This window comes from Pseudomonas sp. TH41 (assembly GCF_016650695.1).
Taxonomy (GTDB): domain Bacteria; phylum Pseudomonadota; class Gammaproteobacteria; order Pseudomonadales; family Pseudomonadaceae; genus Aquipseudomonas.
This window is the reverse complement of the sequence record NZ_JAEKFH010000004.1, coordinates 61631-81147: the sequence shown is the minus strand read 5'-3', so window position 1 is coordinate 81147 and position 19517 is coordinate 61631. Positions and strand designations below refer to the sequence as shown.

17 protein-coding genes are annotated in these 19517 nt (G+C 59.6%); 1 reads left to right on the top strand and 16 read right to left on the bottom strand.

The window, feature by feature from the left end; translation table 11 throughout:
• Positions 1-93 precede the first annotated feature (93 nt).
• The 7 genes from JFU37_RS17170 to argH form a co-directional block, all read right to left on the bottom strand.
• Positions 94-1443 (bottom strand): MmgE/PrpD family protein, encoded by a 1350-nt coding sequence (locus tag JFU37_RS17170; protein WP_201116637.1) that lies wholly within the window; start codon positions 1441-1443, stop codon positions 94-96.
• Positions 1440-2327 carry a polysaccharide deacetylase family protein gene (locus JFU37_RS17165; protein WP_201116635.1) on the bottom strand — a complete coding sequence of 296 codons (888 nt, stop codon included), beginning with the start codon at positions 2325-2327 and terminating at the stop codon, positions 1440-1442. Before JFU37_RS17165 ends, JFU37_RS17170 begins: the two co-directional genes overlap by 4 nt.
• Positions 2320-3165, bottom strand: a complete 846-nt coding sequence (locus tag JFU37_RS17160) for a polysaccharide deacetylase family protein (protein ID WP_201116633.1) — start codon at positions 3163-3165, stop codon at positions 2320-2322. The genes JFU37_RS17165 and JFU37_RS17160 overlap by 8 nt, the downstream gene beginning before the upstream one ends.
• A gap of 286 nt (positions 3166-3451) precedes the next feature.
• Positions 3452-4276: an ABC transporter substrate-binding protein gene (locus tag JFU37_RS17155; protein WP_201116631.1), complete on the bottom strand. Its 825-nt coding sequence runs from the start codon at positions 4274-4276 to the stop codon at positions 3452-3454.
• Positions 4277-4315: 39 nt separating this feature from the next.
• Positions 4316-5080 carry an amino acid ABC transporter ATP-binding protein gene (locus JFU37_RS17150; RefSeq protein ID WP_027923054.1) on the bottom strand — a complete coding sequence of 255 codons (765 nt, stop codon included), beginning with the start codon at positions 5078-5080 and terminating at the stop codon, positions 4316-4318.
• A gap of 10 nt (positions 5081-5090) precedes the next feature.
• Positions 5091-5969 carry an amino acid ABC transporter permease gene (locus tag JFU37_RS17145; RefSeq protein WP_201116629.1) on the bottom strand — a complete coding sequence of 293 codons (879 nt, stop codon included), beginning with the start codon at positions 5967-5969 and terminating at the stop codon, positions 5091-5093.
• Positions 5970-6110: 141 nt separating this feature from the next.
• Positions 6111-7538 carry an argininosuccinate lyase gene (gene argH, locus JFU37_RS17140; protein ID WP_201116627.1) on the bottom strand — a complete coding sequence of 476 codons (1428 nt, stop codon included), beginning with the start codon at positions 7536-7538 and terminating at the stop codon, positions 6111-6113.
• Positions 7539-7892: 354 nt separating this feature from the next.
• On the opposite strand from argH, the gene JFU37_RS17135 reads away from it, so the two are divergent.
• Positions 7893-8858, top strand: coding sequence for a LysR family transcriptional regulator (locus JFU37_RS17135; RefSeq protein ID WP_201116625.1), 966 nt, complete (start codon positions 7893-7895; stop codon positions 8856-8858).
• A 97-nt stretch (positions 8859-8955) separates the two neighbouring features.
• Here the strand turns inward: JFU37_RS17135 and JFU37_RS17130 are convergent, their stop codons facing one another.
• The 9 genes from JFU37_RS17130 to arnB are packed head-to-tail and all read right to left on the bottom strand — an operon-like array spanning position 8956 to position 19351.
• Positions 8956-10548: an ArnT family glycosyltransferase gene (locus tag JFU37_RS17130; RefSeq protein WP_201116623.1), complete on the bottom strand. Its 1593-nt coding sequence runs from the start codon at positions 10546-10548 to the stop codon at positions 8956-8958.
• Positions 10548-11933 (bottom strand): UDP-glucose dehydrogenase family protein, encoded by a 1386-nt coding sequence (locus tag JFU37_RS17125; RefSeq protein WP_201116621.1) that lies wholly within the window; start codon positions 11931-11933, stop codon positions 10548-10550. The genes JFU37_RS17130 and JFU37_RS17125 overlap by 1 nt, the downstream gene beginning before the upstream one ends.
• Positions 11930-12331 carry a 4-amino-4-deoxy-L-arabinose-phosphoundecaprenol flippase subunit ArnF gene (arnF, locus tag JFU37_RS17120; protein WP_201116620.1) on the bottom strand — a complete coding sequence of 134 codons (402 nt, stop codon included), beginning with the start codon at positions 12329-12331 and terminating at the stop codon, positions 11930-11932. The genes JFU37_RS17125 and arnF overlap by 4 nt, the downstream gene beginning before the upstream one ends.
• Positions 12328-12672, bottom strand: coding sequence for a 4-amino-4-deoxy-L-arabinose-phosphoundecaprenol flippase subunit ArnE (gene arnE / locus JFU37_RS17115; protein WP_201116619.1), 345 nt, complete (start codon positions 12670-12672; stop codon positions 12328-12330). The genes arnF and arnE overlap by 4 nt, the downstream gene beginning before the upstream one ends.
• Positions 12669-14318, bottom strand: a complete 1650-nt coding sequence (arnT, locus tag JFU37_RS17110; RefSeq protein WP_201116618.1) for a lipid IV(A) 4-amino-4-deoxy-L-arabinosyltransferase — start codon at positions 14316-14318, stop codon at positions 12669-12671. Before arnT ends, arnE begins: the two co-directional genes overlap by 4 nt.
• Complete coding sequence (gene arnD / locus JFU37_RS17105) at positions 14315-15199, bottom strand: 4-deoxy-4-formamido-L-arabinose-phosphoundecaprenol deformylase (RefSeq protein WP_201116617.1); 885 nt, start codon at positions 15197-15199, stop codon at positions 14315-14317. The genes arnT and arnD overlap by 4 nt, the downstream gene beginning before the upstream one ends.
• On the bottom strand, positions 15199-17190 hold the full coding sequence (gene arnA, locus JFU37_RS17100) for a bifunctional UDP-4-amino-4-deoxy-L-arabinose formyltransferase/UDP-glucuronic acid oxidase ArnA (RefSeq protein WP_201116616.1): 1992 nt from the start codon (positions 17188-17190) through the stop codon (positions 15199-15201). Before arnA ends, arnD begins: the two co-directional genes overlap by 1 nt.
• A complete protein-coding gene (gene arnC, locus JFU37_RS17095) occupies positions 17187-18206 on the bottom strand; it encodes an undecaprenyl-phosphate 4-deoxy-4-formamido-L-arabinose transferase (RefSeq protein ID WP_201116615.1) in 1020 nt (339 codons plus the stop codon). Before arnC ends, arnA begins: the two co-directional genes overlap by 4 nt.
• Positions 18203-19351 carry a UDP-4-amino-4-deoxy-L-arabinose aminotransferase gene (arnB, locus tag JFU37_RS17090; protein ID WP_201116614.1) on the bottom strand — a complete coding sequence of 383 codons (1149 nt, stop codon included), beginning with the start codon at positions 19349-19351 and terminating at the stop codon, positions 18203-18205. Before arnB ends, arnC begins: the two co-directional genes overlap by 4 nt.
• Positions 19352-19517 lie beyond the last annotated feature (166 nt).

The following is a 19517-nucleotide window of genomic DNA, read 5'->3' as shown; positions in this document are numbered from 1 at the left end:
CCATTCGCGAGCAAGCCCGCTCCCACATTTGAAATGCGTTCCCCTGTGGGAGCGGGCTTGCTCGCGAAGAGGCCCGATCAGGCAACGCAAGTCTCAATTCAGCCACCGATCCAGCGAACCAACCGAATCAAGCGCTTCCAGCCGCCACAACTGCTCAAGCAACTCCCCGGCTTGCTCCCGAGGTATTACCCGCGTCGCCAAACTAAAAAACTTCTGTTCCAGCGCCGCATCACTCAGCGGATTCCCCGGTGCCCCCAGTGGCGGATCGACACACAGGTTCGCCCGGCGACCGTCCACGGTCCGCACGCTGACGACAGGCTCGCCATCCTCTGACAGTTGCGAATCCACTTCAAGATGAATGCGCGCCATCCAGTGAGTGATGCGCGGATCGCTACGTTGTTCATCGTCATAAGCCTCCAGCCGACAATGACCATGGACCAGCCGCGCGGCCAGGGCATATGGCAGACTCATCTGCGCCGCCGCCAAGGTGCTGACGTCCCGCCCGCCACACATGTCCAGAAGAAAGCCGCACAACAAAACGTGAACATCCTCGACCTGATCGGCACGCACCCGCAGTTGCTCGAGTAACAGACCCAACGCGTCGATCGCCGAATGAGTCCCCCGACACGCGGCATAAGGCTTGATCGAGCAGCGGGCGAGCTTCCACACCACGCCCAGGTCGGCATCCAGCGCTTCAGGCTGTGAATTCACCCCGGCCAACGTTTTCAAAAAGCCACCCCAGACGTCATCGAACAATCGGCTCGGCCCGGTAATGCCCCGTTGGGCAAACCGGGCCGCCAGCAACCCGCCTTCAGCCGCGCGCCCAGTGTGAAGTTTTTTACTTTGCGACCCGTCATGAATAAAGGCCCATAGCCCTCCGCTGAAGCTGCCGGCAATGCCCAGCGCCGACACTGTTTGCCCACTATCCAGGCCCAGAATTCGTGCACTGGCAGCCGCGGCACCGAACACACCGCAGGTCGCGGTGGAGTGCCAACCCGCGCCGTTATGCGCGGAATAACCGCCGCAGGCTTCGAGCACTCGACGGCCGACTTCGTACCCGATGACCACCGCTGTAATCAGCTCGCGACCGCTGACCGGTTTCGTCAGCATCGACACGGCGGCCATAACAGCCGGCAGGACCACTGCGCCGGAATGGTCACAACCACCGGTGTCATCCAGCTCCAGTGCATGAGCGGCGACACCGTTGAGCATCGCCGCCTGAGCGGCGCTGACCTTTAGCTCGGTGCCCCAGACCCGCGTATGGCCGGTTTCACTGTCGAAGACCTGCCGCGCCTGTTCGGCGACATCACTACCAGCCCCGGCGAGCGTCACGCCAACGGTATCGAGAATGTGCCGCTTGGCTTGTGCCACCAGCGCCGCCGGCAAGTCTTCAAATCGTGTGTCTACGCAGAACTGCGCCAGTCGCTGCATGCGCTCCGTCATACGATGTAATCCCGATAGTGCCGTTCATAGACCGCAGCCGGGTGATCCTCGGTCACCGGTGCTGCCGATTCCGCCCACCACTGAGCCACTTCAGCGCCGGTGGCGATCCACACGTCATCGTGTTGCTGAATGCCCTGGAGCAACTCGCGCAGCACGCCAATTCTCCCGGGGGTGGCAATAATTTCCGGGTGCAGCCGCAGCACGTAGCACAACCCGAACCGGTGAAACCCGGCGAAGTCCATTTGCAGGTTGCCCAAGGTGTGGCTGTAAGAGGCGATCCGCGATTGCGCCGGCGGCACGGCCGGGCTCAGGTTGAAGGCAAAGTAGGGTTCGTCTTCCAGTTCATAGTGCAAGGGCAGCTCGATCACTTCGGGTGCCGTCGGGTGCGCGAATGGCAAATCATCACCACGCCATGACGAGGACCAGCGAATGCCTTGGTCCTTGAGTGCTTCGATAAAACCCGGAGCGCCGTTGCCGGCCGGGATCCGAAAACCGGTCGGGCGCTGGCCGCTCAACGCTGTCAAGGCGTCACAGCCCTTGGCGATTTCCGCACGTTGTGCGTCCAGGTCCAGCGCGTCGTAGTGCTGATGGCGATAGCCTGCGCAGGCAATCTCATGCCCTGCGGCCTGGATCGCCCGGAGGTGTTCCGGGTTTTCCTCGGCGACGATGCCTGGAACAAACCAACTGCTGGTAACCCCCAGCTCGGCGAACAATGCCAGCAAACGGTCGACACCGCGTCGAGTGCCATAGCGCCAGACCGACAGGGTCTTGTCGCGCCCGGCGACTTCGGGGGCCTGGGTCAAAATGCCGTGGATGTCGTTGTAATCGACGGTCAGTACCACGGCGCATCGGTAGCCTTTGGGCCAGACAGGGGAATCAGCCATGGTGATGCTCCTTCAGCCACCACTGCGCGACATCGCGGCAGGTGGCGAACCAGACGTCGTCGCGTTGGCGCATGTGTTCGAAGAGTTTTTCCAGCAACAGGATGCGCCCCGGTTTGCCGGTGATCTTGGGGTGGAACAGGGTGGTCAGGCACAAGCCTTCATCCATCGCGCCGTCGTACTCGCGGCACCAGTTGTCCAGGGTCAGTTCGTAGCTGGCGGTGCGATCCAGCCCGGAAGGGAAATCCGGCGCGCGGGTGTAGGCGAGTGAGGCGTAGTCGTCCATTTCCCAGCGGCCGGGGATTTCCACCAGCGGGGTATCAAAGCCGGGTACTTTCACCAGGTACGGACGGTCATCGCCGCGCATGCTGCTGGAATAGGTGACGCCGGCTTCCACCAACATGGCCGGGGTTTCAGCGCGCCAGTCACCTGACGGCGTGCGGAAACCTTCGGCGCGGATGTTCAGGTGTTTCCAGAACACCTCGCGGGATTTTTTCATCACGTCCTTTTGTTGTTCCAGCGTCAGGGCGTAAAAAGATTCGTGTTTGTAGCCGTGATAGGCCACTTCATGCCCACGCTCGACAATGGCCTGGCACTGTTTCGGCCAGTTTTCGACGACCCAGGCCGGGACGAAAAACGTCGTCGGGATTCGGTACTCGTCGAGTACATCGAGGAGGCGTGGCAGCGCCCGGTAGGGGCCATAACCACCGAAGCCGAAGTACTCGGGCTTGTGCCAGATCGAGCCGTTAAGCATGGCATCGCCAGTGGGGCCGTCGAGGTCGAAGGCCAGGGCGAGGCAGGCGTTGTGCTGGTCGGGCCAGGTGGGGCGGGAGGAGGACATCGTGGTGCTCCAACAATTTATAAGTAAATGCCAAATCCTGTGGGAGCGGGCTTGCCCGCGAAGGGGCCGGCACATTCAACATCTCTGTTGACTGATACACCGCTATCGCGAGCAAGCTCGCTCCCACTGGTTTATCGATCGGCCACACAATCGCGATCAACCGAGACCTGGTGTAGGAGTGAGCCTGCTCGCGAAAGCGGTGTGTCATTAAACATTAATGCTGGCTGACAGGGCCCCTTCGCGAGCAGGCTCGCTCCCACAAGGGATGCATTCATCGCCTGCGGTGTTACTTCCCGGCGTTCACGGTCACCGTCTTGATCGCACCCAACTCCAAATCCCATTTCTTCAGGATCGCCTGATAGCTGCCGTCATCCACCATGCTCTGCAGCGCAACTTTCACCGCGTCACTCAACTCAGGCTTCTTCTTGCTCACACCCAGCCCGGTGAACTGCACGGAAATCGGCATTCCAACCGTCTTGTACATGTCCTTTTCCTGAGTCTTCAGGTACGACAGGGTCTCGCTGCCTTGCATCGCCGCATCGATACGGCTCTGACGCAATTGCGCACGCGCATCCGCCGAACCTTCGGTGCCGATCACCACGATGGCCGGTTTGCCGGCGGCTTCGCAGTGGGCCTTGCTGTATTCAGCGATTTCCGCCGGGAACGTGGTACGTCGGCTGGTGCCGACTTTCTTGCCGCACAGATCAGTGATTTCGTTGAAATCCTTGTTCTTCTGCAAGGTGTAGAACTGCGGGCCGCTGGTGAAGTAGTCGACGAAGGTGACACTGGCCTGGCGCTCGACGGTATCGGTCATGCCCGACAGCACCATGTCCACGCGGTCGGTGGTCAAGGCGTTGATCATTTGCTCGAAGCCGGTTTCCTGCCATTTGATTTTCACGCCCAGACGTTCGGCCAGGGCGTTGCCCAGGTCATAGTCAAGGCCGGTGAGGGTGTTGGTGGCCGGGTCCTTGAAATCCATCGGCGGGTAGTTCGGCATGATCGCTACTACGATCTCGCCCTTGGCCTTGATGCTGGCCGGCAATTCGGCGGCGAAGCTGACGCTGGACGCCATCAGGCCTGCGAGTACTGCGGGAATAACGAAGTTCTTCATGGTCGTTCTCTTATGAGTGTTGTGAGCGCCAAAGGGCACCTAGGTTCGAACGGCAGAAATGAAGCTTTGGGTGCGCGGGTTTTGCGGACTTATTAGTATTTCTTCGGGGCTTCCAGCCTCCACGATCTGCCCGCCGTCCATGAACACCATGCGGTTGGAAACTTCGCGAGCGAAGCCCAGTTCATGGGTGACGACGATCATGGTCATGCCGGTTTGCGCCAGATCGCGCATCACCGACAGCACCTCACCGACCAGTTCCGGGTCGAGTGCCGAAGTGGGTTCATCGAACAGCATCAGCTTGGGGCGCATGGCCAATGCACGGGCGATGGCAACGCGTTGCTGCTGCCCCCCCGACAGCTCAATCGGGTAGCTGTTGCGCTTGTCGGCCAGGCCAACGCGGGCGAGCAATTCCACGGCTTCTTCGTGCGCTTCCTTGGGCGAACGCTTGAGCACCTGGCACGGCCCTTCGATGATGTTTTGCAGCACAGTCATGTGCGGGAACAGGTTGAAACGCTGGAACACCATGCCGGTGGACAGGCGCTGGCGGGCGATCTGCGACTCGTTGAGTTCGTGCAGTTTGTTACCGACTACGCGGTAACCCACCAGTTCGCCGTCGACCCAGAGGCCGCCCTTGTCGATTTTTTCCAACTGATTGACGCAACGCAGCAACGTGCTTTTGCCCGAGCCGGAGGGGCCGATGATGCACAGCACTTCACCTTGCTCGACTTCGATATTGATGTCCTTGAGCGCGTGGTACTGGTCGTAATATTTGTTCAGGCTCACGGCCTTGACGATGCTTCTCATGATGGACTCCTCAAGAACGCTTGCCGGCGCCGCGAGCGAAACGACGCTCCAGACGGCTTTGACCAAAGGACAGGACGGTGACGGCGACCAGGTACCAGATACCGGCGACGATCAGCAGCTCCATCACTCGGGCGTTGGCGTAGTAGATGTTCTGGGCGTTGTAGAGCAGTTCCGAATACTGGATGACGCTCGCCAGAGAGGTCATTTTCACCATGCCGATGAATTCGTTACCGACCGGTGGAATGATGATCCGCATGGCCTGCGGCAGGATGATTCGGCGCAGCGCTTGCAGGCGCGGCATGCCGATCGACTTGGCCGCTTCGTACTGACCGGTGTCCACCGACAGCAGGCCGGCACGTACCACTTCGGCGGTGTAGGCACCCTGGTTGATACTCAAACCGAGGAGGGCGGCCACGAACGGGGTCATCAGGCTCACGGTGTCCATTTCGAACAGTCCGGGGATGCCGATGGTGGGGAAAATCAGTGCCAGGTTGAACCACAACAGCAGTTGCAGGATCAGCGGCGTGCCGCGAAACAGCCAGGTGTAGGTCACCGCCACGTAGCGCAGGATCGGGTTGGCCGACATGCGCATGATCGCCGTGATGACCCCGAACACAATGCCCAGCACCATCGCCAGCACCGCCATGACGATGGTGTTGAACAACCCCCATATGATGGCTTGCGACGTGACGAACTGGCCGATGTACGACCATTCGATCTTGCCTTCGGCAAAGGCCCGCACCAGCCCGAGAATGGCGATGACGATGACGGTGGCGAAGAAAATCCGCCCGTAATAGCGCCGAGGTACATGGTGGTACTGGGTAATGTCGAACTGGTTTTCCGCCAGTTTTCGCTCCGACTGGAGTCGTTCTGCCTGGGTCTGGCTCATGTTGCTTCTCCGTACTCTGGTATTTCAGGTCCAACTCAATCCCTGTAGGAGCGAGCTTGCTCGCGATGGTGTGTCAGCTGAATCAATGTCGACTGACACTCCATCGCGAGCAAGCTCGCTCCTACAGGTTTTGCGCCTTATTCAGAGGCGAAAGCCCTGATAGTTTTCGGTCCATTGCTGCTGGGCGGCGAGGGCGGTTTTCAAGCGGCCGATCTGCTCGCGCACCTGGTGTGGCGCGGTGCCGCCCCAACCGCTGCGAGCAGCGATCGCGGCTTCGAGGGTCAGGCTGTCACGCACTTCGGGTGTCAGGCGCGGGTCGATCTCGGCCAGCAGCGCCGGGGAGGCTTCCCACAGTTCGATGTCGTGTTTCTCGCAGGCTTGCACCAGCGCCCCGGTGATCTCGTGGGCTTCCTTGAACGGCACGCCGCGCATGGCCAGCCAGTCAGCGACTTCAGTGGCGAGGGTGAAGCCAAGCGGTGCCTGACGCCGCAGTTCTTCGACATTGACCTGCATCGTCGCCACCATGCCGGCCATGGCCGGCAGCACCAACAGCAAGGTGTCGACGCTGTCGAGCACGCCGTTTTTGTCTTCGCTCAAGTCGCGGTTGTAGGACAGCGGCAGGGATTTGAGGGTGGAGAGCAGACCGGTCAGGTTGCCGATCAAGCGACCCGCCTTGCCCCGGGCCAGTTCAGCGATGTCCGGGTTCTTCTTCTGCGGCATGATCGAGCTGCCGGTGGCGTAGGCATCGTCCAGTGCGACCCAGCGAAACTGCCGCGACGACCACAGGCAGAATTCTTCGGCGAGACGGGAAATATTGATCCCCAACATGCTCGCAATAAACAGGAATTCGGCGACATGGTCGCGGCTGGCCACGGCATCGATGGAGTTTTCACAGACGCCGCTGTAACCCATTTCCTTGGCCGACTGCTGCGGCAGGCGAGCGATGGCGGAGCCGGCCATGGCCGCCGCACCGAGTGGCGACAACGAAGTGCGCACGTCCCAGTCCACCAGACGTTGCACGTCACGCAGCATCGATTGGGCGTGAGCCAGCAAGTGGTGGGCGAAGACGATTGGCTGGGCTTGCTGCAGGTGAGTGAACCCAGGGCAAATACTTTCGATGTGTTGCTCGGCCTGATCGACCAGGGCTTGTTGCAGGGCCAGCACCTCGACGGCCAGGGTGCGAACGTGATCCCGCAAGAACAGGCGCAGGTCGTTGGCCGTCTGGTCGTTGCGTGAACGGCCGGCCCGCAGTTTGCCGCCGAGTGCGCCGAGGCGTTCAGTCAGCAGGCGTTCGATGAAGGTGTGGACGTCTTCGTCGTCAAGGGTCGGCGCGATACTGCCGGCGCGGAAGTCAGCACCGATGCGCTCCAGGGCGTCGAGCATGGTCAGGGTTTCTTGCTCGCTTAGCAGCCCGGCACGTTGCAGTTCACGGGCATGCGCCTTGGAGCCGGCGAGGTCATACGGCGTGAGGCGAAAGTAGCGCTCAGGGCAACGGGACAGGGCCGCCAGGGCTTCGGATGGGCCGCTTTTGAAGCGAGCACCCCAGAGACGGTCGGTGGTTTGAGTCATTGTTGTTTTCCTCGTCGGTAACGCGAACTGGAAACGGCGCGCCAGGCTTGAAATCTGTGCCGGAAATAATCCGGGCGCGGTTAGGCCAAAGCGGTATTTCATGTAGGAGCTGCCGCAGGCTGCGATCTTTTGATCTTTATGGAATCAACCAAGATCAAAAGATCGCAGCCTGCGGCAGCTCCTACACATCGAAATGTCAGTTTTTAATAGTGCGAAATCAGTGAGTTGGCACTGAAGTGCGAGAATTATTAGCGGTTGCCAAGCTTGGTTTTCTGTGTTCATTATTATTGGCCAGCTATGTTTTTGTTGTTGGACACAGGTTGTTGAATAGCGCGCCAGAGGTAAATAAGCATTATGGAAACCCCACTTTCCAATTCCGGAAACCCGCCGCTGAAAACGGCGCATCGGGCACCGCTGGCCCTCAGCGGTCTGGACTTCAAACTGCTCAAGGTGTTCAAGGCGGTGGTCGAGGCCGGGGGTTTCAGTGCGGCGCAGAACGAGCTGAATGTGGGGCTGGCAGCCATCAGCAAACAGATTTCCGACCTGGAAATCCGTATCGGCATGCGCCTGTGCACCCGAGGCCGGGAAGGTTTTCACCTGACCGAAGAAGGCCGTCTGGTGTATCAGGCGTCCATCGATTTATTTGCGTCGGTCGACAACTTCAGGGACAGGCTTAGTTCCGCCCAAAACGAACTGATCGGCGACTTGGGCGTGGGCATTATTGACAATACAATTACCGATATTAATTCGCCGTTAGTTATGGCGCTTAGACGGATTAATGAAGAGTCACCGAAAGTAAGGTTTCAACTTCAAGCCTCTCAACTGGATGAAGTGGAAAGAGGCGTCGTGGAGGGGCGTTTAATCGCGGGGATTGTCCCGGTTTATCAGAAACGGGAAGAGTTTGATTACTACGCGCTGTATGAAGAGCGCTCGGAGGTCTATTGCGCCGTCGGGCATCCGTTGTTCTCGATGCCGGACGCGGAAATGGGCAGCCAGGTGCTCAACGATCACCCGTGCATCAACCACCGCTATGCGATCCATCGGGACAAGCTGAACTTCGCCCATTACGATAGATTCTCTGCCTCGGCCACTCAGGTGGAAGCCGTGGCATTGCTGATCAAGACCGGCCGTTTCGTGGGTTTTTTACCCCAGCATTACGCCGCGCCGTGGGTGGCCCAAGGGCAATTTCGAGCGGTGCGCCCAGACCTGATCAACATCACCACGCCGTTCAATCTGATCCTTCGTCACAACACCGTGCGCAGTCCGCTGGTGAAGGCATTTGCGCAGGCGTTGGGTGTGGATTTGAAAGCACCGGTTTAACTTGTAGGAGCGAGCTTGCTCGCGATGGTCGTTAACGATAACGCGTTCTTTCGGAATAAACGCGTTGCTCTTCAGTTCTTCGCGAGCAAGCTCGCTCCTACAGAGAGCGTGGGAGATGCAGCAAGACGAAATCATTCTTATCAAAACGCCCACTCAACACGGGCGGTAACGCACCCACAACAGTGCCTTGCAGTGCGTTGTAATCTTTCAGATCCATCATCAACCAGGCAGGTCCCGCCAGACTTTCCAGTTCCTGAATCGATTCCGTGAACACCGGCTGCAGGTCTTGCTCGGTATTGACCATAAACTTGATGGCCTTGGCGTCTTTGCCCATTGCATGCAACACCAGTGGCGCGGGATCTTTCTGTACAAGCGCGAGCGCGTCACGGCTGAAGGTTTGGCTGTCATAGAGCTGCCGTTCGACCGGTTCGAACACCAGGATATAAACCGACCACAACCCGAGGGCCGCGCAAAACGCTAGCGTTTGCGCCCGCCAGCGAGGCCTGAAAAGCGCTGCCAGCGCGACGACTTGCAGCAGGCCGAGCACCATCAATACAGGCATGAGCATTGTCAGCTGCTCGGGAAACCGTCGGTGGGCGAAGAGTACCGCGCCAATCAGCAGCGCTGGAATCAACAGCCACACCCCTTGCATCAATCCCCGCAACCAACCGAATACCCGACCCTGTGCGACGTAAAACGGATACGCCGCAATAATCGCCGCCATGGGCAGCATCGGCAGCAGGTAACGGGCTTTTTTCGCCTGGGGAATCGACAACCCGACCATCACGATCAGTCCGGCTGCTGCGCAATATTGCAACAGCCGCAGCTCCGGTCCGGCCTGACGCGGTTTGACCAGCCACACTGCCGCCAATGCCAACAGCGCCAACGGGTACGCCAGCGCATAGTTACCCATCGAACTGGTGAAGTAATACAGCGAACCACTGACGCCCTCACTGCCGTTCATGCGTCCCATAAACTGCATGCGCACCACGTCTTGCATAAAGGCCGGGCCGCCACTGGCTTCGGCCAGCCATAACAGAACGCCGACGCACACCGCGAGCAGCACAGCCGCCGTCAGGCCGAAACCGAACAGCGACTGCCATTGACGATTGAGCAAGTAGTAACTGCACAGGATGCCGGTCGGAACCACCAAACCGATCGGCCCCCGCACCCCGAAACCCAGCAGCAACAGGGCAAAGATCAGCAGCCAGCGCCGAGGCGAGGCAAAATGATCGGCGGCATAACCCAGGTAGAACACCGAAAACGCCACCGACGCGAGTATCAGGTCCTGGGACACGGCACGGGTTTCGGTGACAAAGGTGTTGGTCAGCAGCAGCAGGGCGATGCTCAGCAGCGCCCATCGTTGGGAGTAGGGCGCCAACAACCGGTACATCAACGTGACGATCACCGCCCCGGCGATGGCGCTCGGAAACCAGGCACTCAAGCTGTTGACCTGCCCGAAGGGCAGGGACAGCAACCAGATAAACAGCGTCGAGACCGCCGAGTAATCAGCGTAAGGCTGGCCATAGGTGGTCGGGAACACCGTCGGCCCATGGCGCAGCATCTCTTGGGCGAACAGCACAAACCGCGAATCGAAACCGATCGGCGCTTGCTGATAAACCCCTGCGCTGAACAGCACCAGCGCCAGCAGCCCGATGATTAGCGACTGCTGGCGAACCGGTATGGACATCACAATTGAGTGACGGCTGGAGTCACCGGCCACTGTTGATGTGGAATCGGCAATTTGCGTGACTCACCGCGTCCCATCGGGAAATACGTGAACCCGTTGCGTGCCAGGCGATCGGCGTCGTAGAGGTTGCGTCCGTCGAAGATCACCGGTGCAATGAGGCGCTGCTGGATCAAGTCGAAGTCCGGCGCTTTGAACTGCTGCCATTCGGTACAGATGATCAGCGCATCGGCATCGGTCAACACCGATTCCGGCGTGCCCATGAGCATCAGTTTCGATTCGTCTGGATACAGCTTCTGGGTTTCCTGCATCGCTTCCGGGTCGAACGCGCGAACGTTGGCGCCGGCCGCCCACAGAGACTCCAGCAGCACCCGGCTCGGTGCATCGCGCATGTCGTCGGTGTTGGGTTTGAACGCCAGGCCCCACACGGCGAAGGTCTTGCCCTGCAATTCGCCCTTGTAGAACGCATTGATGCGGTCAAACAGTTTGTTTTTTTGCCGTTCATTGATGGCTTCAACCGCTTTGAGCAGGTCGTTTGAGCAATGGGCTTCTTCAGCGCTGTGAATCAAGGCGCGCATGTCCTTGGGGAAGCACGAACCGCCATAACCGCAGCCGGGATAGATGAAGTGGTAGCCGATGCGTGAGTCGGCACCGATGCCCAGACGTACCGATTCGATGTCGGCGCCCAAGTGTTCGGCCAGTTCGGCGATCTGGTTGATGAAGCTGATCTTGGTCGCCAGCATGCAGTTGGCCGCGTACTTGGTCAGCTCGGCGCTGCGCAAGTCCATGAACATGACACGGTCGTGGTTACGGTTGAACGGTGCATAGAGATCACGCATCACATCACGCACAGCATCGCTTTCGCAGCCGATGATGATTCGGTCTGGACGGCGGCAATCGTTCACGGCCGAGCCTTCTTTCAAAAACTCCGGATTGGATACGATATCGAACTGCAGCGACCGGCCGGCTTTGTCCAGGCATTGGTCGATATGCGCACGCAAGGTATCGCCGGTGCCCACGGGAACCGTGGATTTTTCCACCAGAATCGCTGGTTGTTCACGATGACGCGCGACCGCTTCGCCTACTGAAAGCACATAGCGCAAGTCTGCTGAGCCGTCGTCCCGTGAGGGTGTGCCGACTGCAATGAACAGCACCTGGCCGTGCTGCACGGCAAATTTCTCGTCCGAGGTGAACTGCAACCGCTTGTGATCCAGACCTTCGCGCACCAGGCTGGACAGCCCCGGTTCGAAAATGCTCACGTGGCCTTGCTTAAGCAACTCGACTTTCTTCTCGTCGATGTCCATGCAGACCACATCATGGCCAACTTCAGCCAGCACGGCGGCTTGCACCAGGCCAACATAACCACTACCAAATACACTAATTTTCATGGGGCACTCCTAAATTCGGGCGCACGAGCAGGTCGAGAGTTAATGGTGATAACGCCCAGGATGACCAGGGCCACTCCCAGGCTTTTTGAAAGACTGAAATTTTCGTGGAACAGGGGCAGGCTGGCGGCCAACAGGTACACCAGCGCGTAGCTGATGCTCAGTAGCGAATAAGCCCGGCCCAGCGGCACATCCCGCAGGGCAACCAGCCAGCAAAGCATCGACAGGGCATAAGCGAAGATCGCAGCCAGGACGACGCCGACGGCGTACAAATCGATATTGGAACTCAACAATTGTTCCGGGGCGGGCAGGCGACTCATGCTCCAGCGCATGCCTAATTGCGCAGTGCTGACCAGTAGCACGCTGCCCAGCGCGAAGGTGATTCCGCGACGAAGGTTCATGTGTGTTGCCCCAGCAGAACCACACCACCAATCACCAGGGCCACACCGAGCCAGTGGCGACGGTCGATGGTTTCATGGAACACAAAACGGGCGACCAGGGTGATGAGCACAAAATTCAGGCTCAGCATCGGGTAGGCAACGCCGACTTCAAGGCGCTGTAACACCAGCAACCAGACCAGCAGCCCCAACCCCAGCGCCGCGAGCGCCAGCCAGAGCCACGGTGAGCGCAGTTTTTCGCCCCAGCCGGTGGTTTGGCCGCGCCAACTTTCCACGGCGTACTTCTGGGCAATCTGGCCCAGGCAGGTCAGCAGGCACGCGGCCAGGAGCAACAGGAGGCTCAATTCGCCTCCTTCGGGAAGATCAGGATCACGATGTTGCCTTGTTCATAGCGTTTGCCATCCTTTGGCAGTCGGTCGACTTCGTGTAATTCGTCGTCACCCTTGACGCGCATGACCACACCGACCGAGCCTTTCTGGCGGGCCTCGCGCATCCACGCCTGAACCTGATCCGGATCAACCCGTTGCTGTGCGCCGTCAGGATAGTCAAGGCCATACTTCAGTTCGCCTATCGTGTTGTACAACGCCACGTCCGGGCGTTTCAGGCGCCAGGCCAGCGCCGAAGCGGCGCCCAGGTCATTGCTCAGCAACTGACTGGTCTGCTCGAGTTCCGAGACATGCTCAAGAATGAATTGATCGGGCATTTTGTTGGCAACCACCGATTCGGGCAACCCCGCTGGCAACAAGCCGATCAGCAGCAGGCTGCCGATTGCCGGTGCCGCCCAACATTGCAAGGGTCTGAACGCTTGCAGCACGTTGGCCATGATCCAGCCGGTCAGGCCGATGAACACCAGCACCAGGTTATGCAGCTCATGGTTGTACAGCGGCTTTTTCAGTTGCAGGTAGACCAGCGCCAGCAGGGTTATCAGGCCCAGGGTCAGATTCAGCAAGCCATTGATGCCCAGCACCCGGCCTTGCTCGAGTTTCAAACGGTCTGCCAGTGCATGGCCCAGCAACAACGCCAGCGGCAGCAGGCACGGCATGATGTAGGTCGGCAGTTTTCCGTTGCTCAGGCTGAAAAAAAACAGCGGCATCAATAGCCACAGCAACAGAAATCCGATGCGGGCCTGGCGTCGCGTTTCCCATGCTTGTTTGAGCGCCGATGGCAGCAATGCGGCCCACGGCAGACTGAATGCCACCAGCAACGGGAAGTAGAACCACCACGGCGCGTCGTGCTGCGCGTCGTCCCCGGCGAAGCGTCGAATGTGTTCGTGCCAGAAGAAGAATCGCCAGTAATCGGGCTCTTGAGCGTGCACTGACAACACCCACGGCAGACTCACCGCAATGGCCACGACAATCGCCACAGGGCCGTAGATCAGCAGTTCACGCCAGCGTTTTTGCCAGAGCATCCAGGGCAGGGCGATCAGCACTGGCAACAGCCACGCGAGAAACCCCTTGGTCATGAACCCCATGCCGCAGGCCAGCCCCAGCACGGCCCAGCCAGCCAGGCGCTGGCCACGGTTGACGCTGTCCAGCGCAAACCACAAACCGACAAAGCTCAGATTGACCCAAAAGGTGAACTGCGGATCGAGGTTGGCATAACCGGCCTGGCCTGCGATCACCGTGAAACTCATGTACAGCAGCGCACAGGCGAAGCTTTTACGCGGCTCGTTCCACAGCTTGCGGGCGATCAGGTAGCACAGCATCACGCTGAGCCCGGTGCTGAAGGCTGAAGCGATGCGCACGCCGAACAGGTTGTCGCCAAACAGCGCCTGGCCGATGGCGATCATCCAGTAACCGGCCACCGGCTTTTCAAAGTAACGCAGGCTCATAAAATGTGGCGACACCCAGTTGCCGCTCAGGAGCATGTCCTGGCTGATCTGGGCGTAGCGGGTTTCGTCGGGGATCCATAAACCATGGGTGCCCAGTGGCAGCAGATAGGCCACAGCGCAAAGAGCCAGTAATAACGGCAATGCCCAGCGTTTGGTCATGCGCCTTGCACTCCCAGCCAGCCTTCGCGACCTGCGAGTGTGCCGCGCACCACTTTGCCGACTGGCAGGGTGCCCGGGGCCTCGGGCAGCAAATTGCCCAAAGGTTGAAAACAGATGCCTCGCTGGCGCGCGTCGGACAGCAGTTGGCGAAAATCGTTGGCCATCAGAATCCCTTCTACTTCGGCATGGATCGTATAGACGTTGAGTTGTTCAGGGGTGAAGCGGTCGAGAATGTACGCGTTGAAGTCCTTGGCCGCCACCATCGGACCGACGACTTCGTCGAAAGTCGGCAGGTCCACCGGAATCTGTGGCGCGCCCAGGCCTCCACCGGCCAGTGTCGGCTGGAACAGGCTGTGGCCGCGACAGTCGCTGTTGTAGCGAAAGTTGAAACCTTGCTTGGCTTCGATCACACGCTCGTCCGCCCGCCAACCGGCGGAGGCCGAGCACTCGACGCGCTGCCCGAGGATGTCGCTGAGTTCGTCTACGCCTTGACGGATCTGTTCGACCAGTTGCGCGTCGCTCCAGCGCCCGGCATTGGCCTGCCAGGCATGGTGATCCCAGGCGTGCAGACCGATTTCATGCCCGGCTGCCTGGGCCTGACGCATCAAGTGCCCGAGGTCGCGGCCAATCGGTTTGCCCGGCCACGCGGTGCCGGCCAGCAAGATGTCCCAGCCGTACAGGCCGGCAGCGTTGGAACGGAGCATTTTCCAGAGAAATTGCGGACGGATAAGGCGCCACAAATGGCGCCCCATGTTGTCCGGCCCGACGCTGAAAAAAAACGTCGCCTTGACCTGAGCTTCATCAAGAATTTCCAGCAGCCGAGGCACCCCCTCACGGGTGCCTCGGTAAGTGTCGACATCGATCCGAAGCCCTGCCTGCATCAGCGCTTGTCCGCGATTTCGAGCATGGCTTCACGCAGGAAGAAATCCAGTGTGTTGCCGATGGTCTCGGTCATCTCCACCGTCGGTGCCCAGTCCAGCAGGCGCTTGGCATTGGCGATGCTTGGTTTGCGATGGGACACATCCTGATAGCCAGTGCCGTAGAACGCCTTGCTTTCCACGTCGCGGAAACCGGCGAACGGCGGGAAGTTGCCGCGCAACGGGTGAGCTTCAAACTGGCGCAGCAGCTCTTCGCCCAACTGACGAATGCTGGCTTCGTTGTCCGGGTTGCCGATGTTGATGATTTGACCGTTGCAGACGTCGTTGTCGTTGTCGATGATCCGCGCCAGGGCTTCTACGCCGTCGGCAATGTCGGTGAAGCAGCGTTTTTGTTCACCACCATCGAACAAGCGAATCGGCGTGCCTTCCACCAGGTTCAGGATCAGCTGGGTAATGGCCCGGGAACTGCCGATGCGCGCCGAGTCGAGACGGTCCAGGCGCGGGCCCATCCAGTTGAAGGGACGGAACAGCGTGAAGTTCAGGCCTTTCTGGCCGTAGGCCCAGATGACCCGGTCGAGCAATTGCTTGGAGACCGAGTAGATCCAGCGCTGCTTGTTGATCGGACCGACAACGAGGTTGGAGGTGTCTTCATCGAAGTTGCCGTCCTGGCACATGCCATAGACTTCCGAGGTCGAAGGGAAGATCACGCGCTTGTTGTATTTGACGCAGTAACGAACCAGTTTCAGGTTCTCTTCGAAGTCCAGTTCGAATACGCGCAACGGGTTGCGTGTGTATTCGATAGGCGTGGCAATCGCTACCAGCGGCAGGACCACGTCGCATTTCTTGATGTGGTATTCGATCCACTCGGAGTGGATGCTGATGTCGCCTTCCACGAAGTGGAAATTCGGATGGCTGCGCAGGCGTTCGATGGCGTCCGAGCCGATGTCGAGGCCATACACTTCGTATCGGTCGTCACGCAGCAGGCGCTCGGACAAGTGATTGCCGATGAAGCCGTTGACACCCAGGATCAACACGCGGGTGCGACGTGGGGCACGACCGGACTCGGCGCCACGCAACACGGAGCCGTCCACCAGGCCCAGCTCATTGGCCAGTTGCGGGCCGCTCAGGTACAAGCCGTTCTCGTTGCGCTGCCCGGCGTTGATCACCAGAGAGTCTTCGCCGCAGGCAATACGCAGCGGGTCGACGCTGATGACCCGGCCAGGTGCCTGGCCTTCATTGCCCTTGGCGACTTCGGCGCTCCAGACAATCAACTTGTGTTCGCCCACGGCACAGAAAGCGCCCGGGTACGGTTGGGTCACGGCGCGGACCAGGTTGAACAGTTCTTCGGCCGGTTTTTGCCACAGCAGTTTGCCGTCGGCGGGCGTACGGCGACCAAACACCGTGGCTTTCGATTCGTCCTGTGCGGTTTCGCTGACTTTGCCCGAAAGCAACGCTGGCAAGGTGTCACGCAACAGTTCGGCAGCGGCCATACGCAATTTGCCATGCAGGGTCAGCGCCGTGTCACTGCGTTCAATGGCCACCCGTTGCTGGGCAATGATTGCGCCGGCGTCGGCACGTTTGACCATGCGGTGCAGGGTCACGCCGGTTTCGGTTTCGCCGTTGACCAGCACCCAATTGGCCGGTGCACGGCCACGGTAGCGTGGCAGCAAGGAACCGTGCAGGTTGAACGCGCCTTTACTGGCCGTGGCCAGCAGCGGTTCACTCAACAGGTTGCGGTAGTAGAACGAGAACAGGAAATCCGGGTTGAGCTTGCTGATGCGCTCGATCCACAGCGGGTGGTTGGCATCTTCCGGGGCATGCACCGGGATGCCGTTGCGGGCGCACAGTTGTGCAACGGAGCCATAGAAGGCGTTTTCCTTCGGATCATCGGCGTGGGTAAACACCGCCGCGATGTCATAGCCGGAGCTGAGCAGGGCTTCGATGCCGGCACAGCCGATATCGTGGTAGGCGAAGACAACAGCTTTTGCGCTCATGAGAGAACCTGATCTGAAGAAGTGGAAGTAAGACCGTCAACAGTGACAACGGGTGCAGGCGCAGCGGGTTCGCTACGCAAGACCTTTTCGATAAAGAACCGGGGGCGGGCGCGGACGTCGCTGTACATGCGACCCAGGTACTCGCCCAGCAAGCCCATGCCAATGAATTGCCCGCCGGTGAAGACGAACAGCACGGCGAACAACACGAACGTACCGCCACCGGCCCAACCGGCGCCAAAGACCAGGCGCAGGACAACCAGCGCGATGGCGAAAAGAACGCCGAGTGCGGCCATGGCGAAGCCGACGATGCTCAACAGCCGCAGGGGCGTGGTGGTCATGCAGGTCACCAGGTCAAACATCAGGTTGACCAGGCGCATCGGGCTGTACTTCGATTCACCGTGTTCGCGCTCGGCGTGCATCACCAGGATTTCCGTGGTGTGCCGGGCGAAGCTGTTGGCCAGGATCGGGATAAAGGTGCTGCGTTCGCGGCAGGCGAGCATGGCGTCGACGATGGTTCGCCGGTAAGCGCGCAACATGCAGCCGTAGTCGCTCATGGCGACACCGGTTGAACGCTGCACGGCCAGGTTGATCAGCTTCGACGGCCAGCGACGCAGGGCAGAGTCCTGGCGGTTGTTACGCACTGTGGCAACGACGTCATAGCCGAGTTCGGCCTGAGCCACCAACCGCGGAATTTCTTCGGGAGGGTTTTGCAGGTCCGCGTCGAGGGTGATGACGACATCGCCCTTGCACTGTTCGAATCCGGCCATGATTGCGGCGTGCTGGCCGTAGTTGCGATTGAGAATGACCGCCACCACCGAACTGCCTTCACGATTGGCGGCGTCCTCGAGGATTTGTGCCGAGTCGTCGCGGCTGCCGTCATCCACCAATACGATTTCATATTCATGGTGCAGCTGCTGACACGCCGCTTCGGTGCGCCGCAGCAATTCGGGCAGGCTGTCTTGCTCGTTGTAGACCGGGATGACGATCGACACGCAGCGGATGGGATAAGGTTTCACAGGTTTCTGTCCAGTGTGTTTTCAATGGCGCCGACGACACGATCGACGTCATCGACGGTCATGTCGGGGAACAACGGGATCGAACACAATCGCGCCGAGTTCCATTCGGTGTTTGGCAGGTAAACGTCGGGGTAACGCTGGCGGTAGTAAGTGTGCAGGTGCGTGGCGATAAAGTGAATGCCGGTGCCGATGTTCTGTTCCTGCAAGGCCTTCATGAACGCTTCGCGGTCGAGCCCGCAGCGCTCGGCGTCGATACGCAGGATGAACAGGTGCCAGGCATGCTGTTGCGGGTAGGCAGGCACCGCCAACGGTTGTACAGGCAGGCCTTCCAGCCGCTGCAAGTAGGTTTGGGCCAGTTCCGTGCGCTTGGCGTTGATCTCGTCCAGGCGCTCCAGCTGTACCAGGGCGATGGCAGCATTAATATCCGCCAGGTTGTATTTGAAACCGGGTTCCATGACCTGGGCCTGAGGCTTGCGGCCGTGGGTCAGGCGGTCGTAGGCGTCGACACCGAGACCATGAAACTTGAGCATGCGCACACGACTGGCCAGCGCTTCATTGTCGCTGACGAACATCGCGCCTTCGGCGCAGGTCATGTTCTTGATCGCATGGAACGAGAAGATCGCCGTGCCCTTGGCGCCGACGTGGCGACCTTTGTAGAAGGTGCCCGCCGCGTGGGCGGCATCTTCGATGACCGGGATGCCGTGTTTATCGGCCAGCGCGTAGAGCGGATCGAGATCAAACGCCGCGCCGGCGTAATGCACCGGAATGATCGCTCGGGTGCGAGGCGTGATGGCGGCCTCGATGCTTGAGAGGTCACTCATCAGGGTGTGGCGGTCGACGTCGACGAACACGGGCGTCGCGCCCAGAAGACTGATCATGTTGGCCGTGGATACCCACGTCTGGGACGGTGTGATCACTTCGTCGCCGGGACCGATGCCCAATGCCAATAGAGTGATATGCATGCCACCGGTAGCCGAAGAAAGTGCCACGGCGTGCTTGCACCCAACGTAGTTGGCGAATCGTTCTTCGAGCTCCTGGTTTTTCGGCCCGGTCGTGATCCAGCCCGAGCGTAATACTTGCTCTACGGCGGCAATTTCTTCATCGCCGATACTGGGTCTGGAGAAGGGGAGAAACGCCTGACTCATGGGCACCTCGGGGCGTAAATTTGAATAGCCTTGAAGGCTATAAATATGGATCCAGTATAAGCATAAACGCTAAATAGTAGCTGTATCAATCAGTTACTTAAATCTCGTGAGAATGCGCATCAGTTGACTTTTTCTGCTATGAGCGGCAGGTTGGAACCTGGCAAGG

Excerpts from the sequence above, each read along its gene's own strand:
- JFU37_RS17170 (WP_201116637.1), bottom strand. The coding sequence starts at position 1,443 with ATGACGGAGCGCATGCAGCGACTGGCGCAGTTCTGCGTAGACACACGA.
- JFU37_RS17165 (WP_201116635.1), bottom strand. The coding sequence starts at position 2,327 with ATGGCTGATTCCCCTGTCTGGCCCAAAGGCTACCGATGCGCCGTGGTA.
- JFU37_RS17160 (WP_201116633.1), bottom strand. The coding sequence starts at position 3,165 with ATGTCCTCCTCCCGCCCCACCTGGCCCGACCAGCACAACGCCTGCCTC.
- JFU37_RS17155 (WP_201116631.1), bottom strand. The coding sequence starts at position 4,276 with ATGAAGAACTTCGTTATTCCCGCAGTACTCGCAGGCCTGATGGCGTCC.
- JFU37_RS17150 (WP_027923054.1), bottom strand. The coding sequence starts at position 5,080 with ATGAGAAGCATCGTCAAGGCCGTGAGCCTGAACAAATATTACGACCAG.
- JFU37_RS17145 (WP_201116629.1), bottom strand. The coding sequence starts at position 5,969 with ATGAGCCAGACCCAGGCAGAACGACTCCAGTCGGAGCGAAAACTGGCG.
- argH (WP_201116627.1), bottom strand. The coding sequence starts at position 7,538 with ATGACTCAAACCACCGACCGTCTCTGGGGTGCTCGCTTCAAAAGCGGC.
- JFU37_RS17135 (WP_201116625.1), top strand. The coding sequence starts at position 7,893 with ATGGAAACCCCACTTTCCAATTCCGGAAACCCGCCGCTGAAAACGGCG.
- JFU37_RS17130 (WP_201116623.1), bottom strand. The coding sequence starts at position 10,548 with ATGTCCATACCGGTTCGCCAGCAGTCGCTAATCATCGGGCTGCTGGCG.
- JFU37_RS17125 (WP_201116621.1), bottom strand. The coding sequence starts at position 11,933 with ATGAAAATTAGTGTATTTGGTAGTGGTTATGTTGGCCTGGTGCAAGCC.
- arnF (WP_201116620.1), bottom strand. The coding sequence starts at position 12,331 with ATGAACCTTCGTCGCGGAATCACCTTCGCGCTGGGCAGCGTGCTACTG.
- arnT (WP_201116618.1), bottom strand. The coding sequence starts at position 14,318 with ATGACCAAACGCTGGGCATTGCCGTTATTACTGGCTCTTTGCGCTGTG.
- arnD (WP_201116617.1), bottom strand. The coding sequence starts at position 15,199 with ATGCAGGCAGGGCTTCGGATCGATGTCGACACTTACCGAGGCACCCGT.
- arnA (WP_201116616.1), bottom strand. The coding sequence starts at position 17,190 with ATGAGCGCAAAAGCTGTTGTCTTCGCCTACCACGATATCGGCTGTGCC.
- arnB (WP_201116614.1), bottom strand. The coding sequence starts at position 19,351 with ATGAGTCAGGCGTTTCTCCCCTTCTCCAGACCCAGTATCGGCGATGAA.